This is a genomic window from Psychrobacter sp. Ps7 (genome assembly GCF_022129225.1).
In the GTDB taxonomy this organism is placed as follows: domain Bacteria; phylum Pseudomonadota; class Gammaproteobacteria; order Pseudomonadales; family Moraxellaceae; genus Psychrobacter; species Psychrobacter immobilis_A.
This window is the reverse complement of sequence record NZ_JADQAH010000041.1, coordinates 22,873-29,335: the sequence shown is the minus strand read 5'-3', so window position 1 is coordinate 29,335 and position 6,463 is coordinate 22,873. Positions and strand designations below refer to the sequence as shown.

Genomic DNA, 6,463 nt, shown 5'->3' with positions numbered 1-6,463 from the left:
ATTTTATTTGCCTATTTGGGCGTATTTCACCCTTTTTCGTCGGAGTTACAGGAGTTTAAGGTGTTCAATATCATGAGCCACATTACCAATCAATCCAAATATACCCGTCGCTATCATCCACGTCACCTTCTCGCACAATATGCGATAAATCAGATAGCGACACTTGAGCTGGGTTCGCAAGATATTGTCAAAGCCATGGGCTATCCTTTGAAACACACTATGCCTGCTTGTGAGCGCCTGCGCCATGTACTATCAAACAAATACCTTGGGCTTGATGGCAGCTATGTTGATAAATATTTTACCGCCGATGTATTTTTAGCAAAGCTGTTTGCGGTGCTAGATATTCCTTATGCATCGTTTGCAGAAGATATTAAGCAGATTAAATATGACGTTGTGCATGCTCAGCATGATAGTGAAAATACATCCTATGGTAGTGTGAGCAATGGCTATCAACAGATGACTGAACAAAATTATGAAATGGTTGATAAAGTTGAAGAATATAAGCTAAAAAAATCTAAGGAATATTGATTTTTGAGTTTTAAGCACAGTCTCGCTTTTTTAAGCAAAGCCTCACTATAAAGTGAGGCTTTTTCGTTCTGGCTTTTGATTGTGAGAATTAAAATTTGGCGAGTATGAATTTTCATAATATTGTACAAGTTATTTTATATAGTCTGTTCAATATAATTTGGATACAAGGAAGGTGAGTGAAAGTACTACAAGTTGTAGGCTAATCGGGTCTGACACCGTATCTACTTTATATAGGATTTTTACACATCAGGCTTTGATATGGCGCGCCATAACATCACAAATAAAGCATCAAACTCTGCATTAATGGGTGTATCGGTCTGGCGAATGATATGCATTAAGCCAAGGCGACTAATGAATCCCATAAATACATCAAAAAGTATATAAAGTGGCACGGTGTCATTTAGTACGCCACGTTTTTGACCATCTTCTAATACATTTAAAAATGCTCCAATCAGCTCTTTATTTTCATAAATCGCAATGTTACGTATACGTGATGCCGATACCGAAGACAGCACCATCACGGCATCAGGATGTGCATCTACAAAGTCAAAACAGACCCATAATGTCTTGCGTAGCCTATCTTGCACGCTATCAATGCCTTGCAAATGATCCATGATACGCGCCGCCAATCTACCTAATACAATATCCATAATGGTATAAAACAGCGTTTGTTTATCGCCAAAATATTTATAAAGAGTCTGTAGAGAAACATTGGCAGACTTTGCAATTTGTACCATGGTCACCTCATTAGAGTCAAAACCTGCAAATACTTTACGAACGGCTTTTTCAATCTTATCCAAAGTCGTAGGGCGCATCTCTGATAAAGGTGCTAAGGCGCGGGTTTCAATCGTGCTAGGTATCTGGCTTGTGGTTTTCATCGTTGGTTTCGTAGCTCCTTTACGGTAGGTATTTTTAGATAGTTCATGCTTGAAGTAGTACATCATTTAAGTATTAATAAGATAAAAGTAAGTTGGGTAATGTTAATTACTATTATTATTTAATTGGTTGCGCATTGTCTTTTACTGTCCTAGTATAAGTCTTATACCTTAGTAAGTATAAAGAATATATAAGTTATTTCTAACGGTAATATAAATTACCATAAAATTGAGATTTTACTTACTATCTTTTTTATATTAACCATCATCAATTCCCCATCGTCAAGGACAGACAATATGAGTATTGAAAGTTTTACCCCGAATTGGATGACCGAAGAACATCAAATGGTGCATGACAGTGCGCTTAAAATGTTTAAGAGCTGGGAACCAAAGGATGAGCAGTGGCGTAAAAACGGCATGATTGACCGTGAAGCTTGGAACGAGGCGGGCGCCATGGGTTTTTTATGCGCTTCGATACCTGAAGAGTACGGTGGCGGTGGTGGTAATTTTGGTCATGAAGCGGCGCTTCTTTATGCGCAAGCGGAGGCCAATCAATCAGGATTTGGTGGCATGGTACATTCAGGTATTGTCGCGCCTTATATCTTGAGTCATGGTACGGAAGCGCAGAAGAAAGAATGGCTACCTAAGATGGCGACCGGTGAGTATGTAGCTGCGATTGCTATGACCGAACCGGGTACTGGCTCAGATTTGCAGAACATCAAAACCTATGCGGTAAAAGACGGTAATGATTACGTTATCAATGGCTCAAAGACCTTTATTACCAATGGTCAGCATGCCAACCTGATTTTGCTCGCCTGCAAAACCGATCGTGAAAAAGGTGCGCAAGGCGTTTCGCTTATCGTGGTAGAAACGGACAAGGTAGAAGGGTTCGAGCGTGGTCGTAATCTTGATAAGATTGGTCTGACCTCACAAGATACGTCAGAGCTATTTTTTAGCAATGTCCGTGTGCCGCAAACGAATCTATTGGGCACTGTCGAAGGCATGGGTTTTATTCAAATGATGCAAGAGCTGCCACGCGAGCGTCTAATTATTGCTTTAACGGGCGTTGGTGCGATGAAGCTGGCGATTAATTTGACCCTAGAGTATGTCAAAGGTCGGGAAGCGTTTGGCAAACCGATTTGGAAATTTCAAAATACACGCTTTAAAATGGCAGAATGCTACGCCGATTATCTCGCTGCCAGCACGATGTGTGATGCCGCTGTCGATGCCATGTTAGAAGGCAAATTGACGGTACCGCAGGCGTCTTTGATTAAATATTGGGTGACCCAAAAGCAGTGTGACGTGATCGACGAATGCGTTCAGCTGTTTGGCGGTTATGGCTACATGACAGAATACCCGATTGCTCGTTTGTACGCTGATGCGCGAGTACAAAAAATCTACGGCGGCACCAATGAAATCATGAAAGAGCTGGCGTCACGCTTTATGTAAATGGCTGATGTAATGGTCTATTTTAATTGTTGGTTCTAGTTCTTGATTCTAACATGGCGATTATATTGCCATTATTGTTATTTATTATAAAAAATAAAAAGGGATTTTTATGACTGAGACTGCTTACATTTATGATGCTATCCGTACCCCGCGTGGTAAAGGCAAAAAGGATGGCTCCTTGTATCAGGCGTCACCAATTTGGCTTGCCCGTACCTTGTTAAAGGAAATGCAACAGCGCCACCATTTGGATACCAGTTTGGTCGATGATGTGGTGCTCGGTTGCGTCACGCCCGTTGGTGAGCAGGGTTCTGATATCGCCCGTATAGCCGTTATTGATGCTGGCTGGGCGCAAAGTGTCGCGGGTGTCACTTTATCTCGGTTTTGTGCCTCAGGTCTGGAGTCTATCAATTTAGCTGCCGCCAAAATCATGTCAGGTATGGAGGACATGGTAATCGCAGGCGGCGTAGAGTCGATGAGCCGCGTACCGATGGGATCTGATGGCGGTGCATGGTATATGGATCCACGGGTTAATGAAGCGACGCATTTTGTTCCGCAAGGCGTTGGCGCGGATACCATAGCGACGCTAAAAGGCTTTAGCCGCACCGATGTCGACGAGTTTGCTACCGAGTCACATCGCCGCGCCGCGCATGCTTGGGAGCAGGGCTATTATGATAAATCGGTCGTTCCCGTCACGGATATCAATGGCATGACGTTATTGGATAAAGACGAAACCATCCGCCCCAATACCAATATCGAAACCTTAGCTGGTCTCAATCCCTCTTTTATTATGCCGGGTAAGATGGGCTTTGATAGCGTTATCTTGGACAGATATACCACCATTGAAAAAGTGAATCACGTGCATCATGCGGGCAATTCATCAGGCATTGTCGATGGTGCGGCAATTTGCTTAGTCGGTAGTGCAGCTGCTGGCAAAAAAGCAGGTCTAAAACCACGTGCCAAAATCACCATGGCCTCAGTCATTGGCTCAGAGCCTGCCATTATGCTGACAGGGCCAACGCCTGCCTGCCAAAAAGCGCTCAAAAAAGCAGGTATGCAAGCTTCAGATATAGACTTATGGGAAATCAATGAAGCCTTTGCTGCCGTTCCGCTGAATACTGCCGATGACTTCGGACTCTCGCTTGATATCGTCAACGTCAATGGCGGCGCTATCGCTATGGGTCATCCCCTTGGCGCAACGGGCGCGATGCTCATGACGACTGTGCTTGACGAGTTAGAACGTCGCGATCTAAAAACCGCGATGATCACGCTGTGTGTGGGCGGCGGTATGGGTATTGCCACTATCATTGAGCGCGTATAGTGCTGATAGCGCTAATAGATTTTAGTGATTGTCATTAGTTTCTAGTGACTGATATCGACATAGAATAATACAAAAAGGATTTGAAATGAGCACAAACAGCGTAGACGCCATCAATGCATTGAACCACTTTTCTACCGAATCTGATAATGGCATCGTCACCGTCACGATTGAACAAAGCAGTCGCAAAATGAATGTCATCGGTGACGGTTTCACCGATAGTTTTGCAGTGATGACTGATAGCTTTATCAACGATGCATCCGCCAAAGGTTTGATTTTAACCTCTGGCAAAGAAACCTTTGTGGTCGGTGCTGATATTGATCAGTTGGCTAATATTAAAACTGCTGAACAAGCCTTTGAGCTGGTCGAAGACCTGAAAGCCAGTTTACGCAAACTAGAGAAATCAGGTAAACCTGTCGTCGCTGCCATGACTGGAACGGCGCTTGGCGGTGGTTTGGAGTTGGCATTGGCCTGTCATTATCGTATCGCGATTGATGCTCCTAAAACCAAACTGGGTCTACCTGAGGTCAAATTGGGCTTGCTACCGGGTGGCGGCGGTACTCAGCGTTTACCGCGATTGGTTGGTATTCAAGTGGCATTGGAGCTGATGACCCAAGGTAAAGAGCTACATCCAACTGCTGCTAAAGATATGGGTTTAATTGATGCCGTTGCCACTGATAAAGCAGATATGCTCAAGCAGGCGACAGACTGGATTAACGCCAATCCCAGTGCCCAGCAGCCATGGGATAAAAAAGGTTTTAAAATCCCCGGCGGTGATAGTAAAAATCCTAGTATTGTGCCGATATTTTCTATCGCGCCTGCCATGGCCAATCAAAAATCACACGGCAATTATCCAGCCATTACTCATATCATGTCTTGCGTGTTCGAAGGCTGCTTATTGGATATCGATACGGGACTCGAGCTTGAGTCGCGTTACTTCGCCGCTTGTGTGCTGTCTGCTGAATCTAGAAATATGATTAATACGCTATGGACGCAGCTGAATAGTATTAAAAGAGGTCGATCTCGTCCAAATGGCTTTGAGCACTATAAAACCAAAAAAGTTGGTATTTTAGGTGCAGGCATGATGGGCGCGGGCATCGCTTATGTCACTGCAAAGGCGGGGATCGACGTTGTACTCCTCGACACTGACATAGCAGGTGCTGAAAAAGGCAAAGCATATTCTGCCACCATTTTGGATAAAGCCATTAGCCGTAAACGCTCCACGGAAGAGAAAAAGCAAGCGTTACTTAATCGCATCAAGCCAACAGTGTCTTATGATGATTTGGCAGACTGTGACCTTATCATTGAAGCGGTGTTTGAAAATCGTGAGATTAAAGCCAAGTGTACTGAGCAGTCTGAGGCTGTGATTCTTCACACTGCTGTATATGCGTCCAATACGTCGACACTGCCTATCACTGGATTGGCAAAAGCCAGCACGCGTCCCAATCAATTTATCGGGCTACACTTCTTTTCGCCAGTCGACAAGATGCCGTTGGTTGAGATTATCATGGGCGAGCAAACGGATGACGCCACTTTAGCAAAAGCCTTTGATTATGTGCTACAAATTGGTAAAACACCTATCGTCGTTAATGACAGTCGGGGGTTTTATACCTCACGAGTATTTGGTACTTATGTGTCAGAAGGGGTGGCGATGTTAGGCGAGGGTGTCCATCCGCGCAGCATCGAGGTTGCTGGCATGAAAACGGGTATGCCCATGCCGCCACTGGCATTGCAAGATGAGGTGTCATTAAGTTTGGCGTTACACGTGAGCGAACAGCAGCAGTTGGATATGCAAGCTGAAGGTAAACCCATTGCTGTGCGTCCCTCGTACGAGATACTCAAAACGCTGGTCAAAGAACACAATCGCGAGGGCAAAAAGAATGGTAAAGGCTTTTATGAGTATGCCGATAATGGCGACAAATACTTGTGGCCTGAGCTGATGAATTTATACCCTGCAAAAGCCGCGCAGCCATCACAGAAAGATTTAATCGATCGTTTGATGTTTATCCAAGCCAACGAATCTGCTAAATGTTATCAAGAAAATGTCGTGCGCTCTGTCGCTGATACCAATATCGGCTCCATTTTTGGTTGGGGCTTTGCGCCACATCAAGGCGGTACGCTACAGTTTATCAATGCGATGGGGTTAGAGGCGTTCATCACGCGTAGCCGTGAACTTGCGGCTCAATACGGTGAGCGTTTTGAGCCAGCGCAGATTGTGCTAGACATGGCAGATAAAGGTGAGGTGTTTTCTGATGACTGAGTTGATGGTTAATTCTACGATTCATTCTGCAATTAA

At 44.4% G+C, this 6,463-nt stretch carries 4 protein-coding genes and 1 pseudogene; 4 read left to right on the top strand and 1 reads right to left on the bottom strand.

Going from position 1 to position 6,463, the window contains the following annotated elements; genetic code table 11:
• Positions 1-528: pseudogene (locus I3257_RS12050) on the top strand (hypothetical protein); the annotation flags it as partial.
• Positions 529-767: 239 nt separating this feature from the next.
• Here the strand turns inward: I3257_RS12050 and I3257_RS12045 are convergent.
• The gene (locus tag I3257_RS12045) at positions 768-1,406 is read right to left on the bottom strand and encodes a TetR/AcrR family transcriptional regulator (RefSeq protein WP_238049897.1); all 639 of its coding nucleotides are present in this window, start codon (positions 1,404-1,406) and stop codon (positions 768-770) included.
• A gap of 294 nt (positions 1,407-1,700) precedes the next feature.
• Between I3257_RS12045 and I3257_RS12040 the strand changes: the two genes are divergently transcribed.
• From I3257_RS12040 to I3257_RS12030, 3 genes are all read left to right on the top strand, one after another.
• Positions 1,701-2,852 carry an acyl-CoA dehydrogenase family protein gene (locus tag I3257_RS12040; protein ID WP_238049896.1) on the top strand — a complete coding sequence of 384 codons (1,152 nt, stop codon included), beginning with the start codon at positions 1,701-1,703 and terminating at the stop codon, positions 2,850-2,852.
• A 109-nt stretch (positions 2,853-2,961) separates the two neighbouring features.
• Positions 2,962-4,170: an acetyl-CoA C-acetyltransferase gene (locus I3257_RS12035; RefSeq protein ID WP_238049895.1), complete on the top strand. Its 1,209-nt coding sequence runs from the start codon at positions 2,962-2,964 to the stop codon at positions 4,168-4,170.
• An 85-nt stretch (positions 4,171-4,255) separates the two neighbouring features.
• Positions 4,256-6,427 (top strand): 3-hydroxyacyl-CoA dehydrogenase NAD-binding domain-containing protein, encoded by a 2,172-nt coding sequence (locus I3257_RS12030; protein WP_238049894.1) that lies wholly within the window; start codon positions 4,256-4,258, stop codon positions 6,425-6,427.
• The last annotated feature ends 36 nt before the right edge of the window (positions 6,428-6,463 follow it).

Coding starts and splice junctions, on each gene's coding strand:
- I3257_RS12040 (WP_238049896.1), top strand. CDS start 1,701: ATGAGTATTGAAAGTTTTACCCCGAATTGGATGACCGAAGAACATCAA.
- I3257_RS12030 (WP_238049894.1), top strand. CDS start 4,256: ATGAGCACAAACAGCGTAGACGCCATCAATGCATTGAACCACTTTTCT.
- I3257_RS12045 (WP_238049897.1), bottom strand. CDS start 1,406: ATGAAAACCACAAGCCAGATACCTAGCACGATTGAAACCCGCGCCTTA.
- I3257_RS12035 (WP_238049895.1), top strand. CDS start 2,962: ATGACTGAGACTGCTTACATTTATGATGCTATCCGTACCCCGCGTGGT.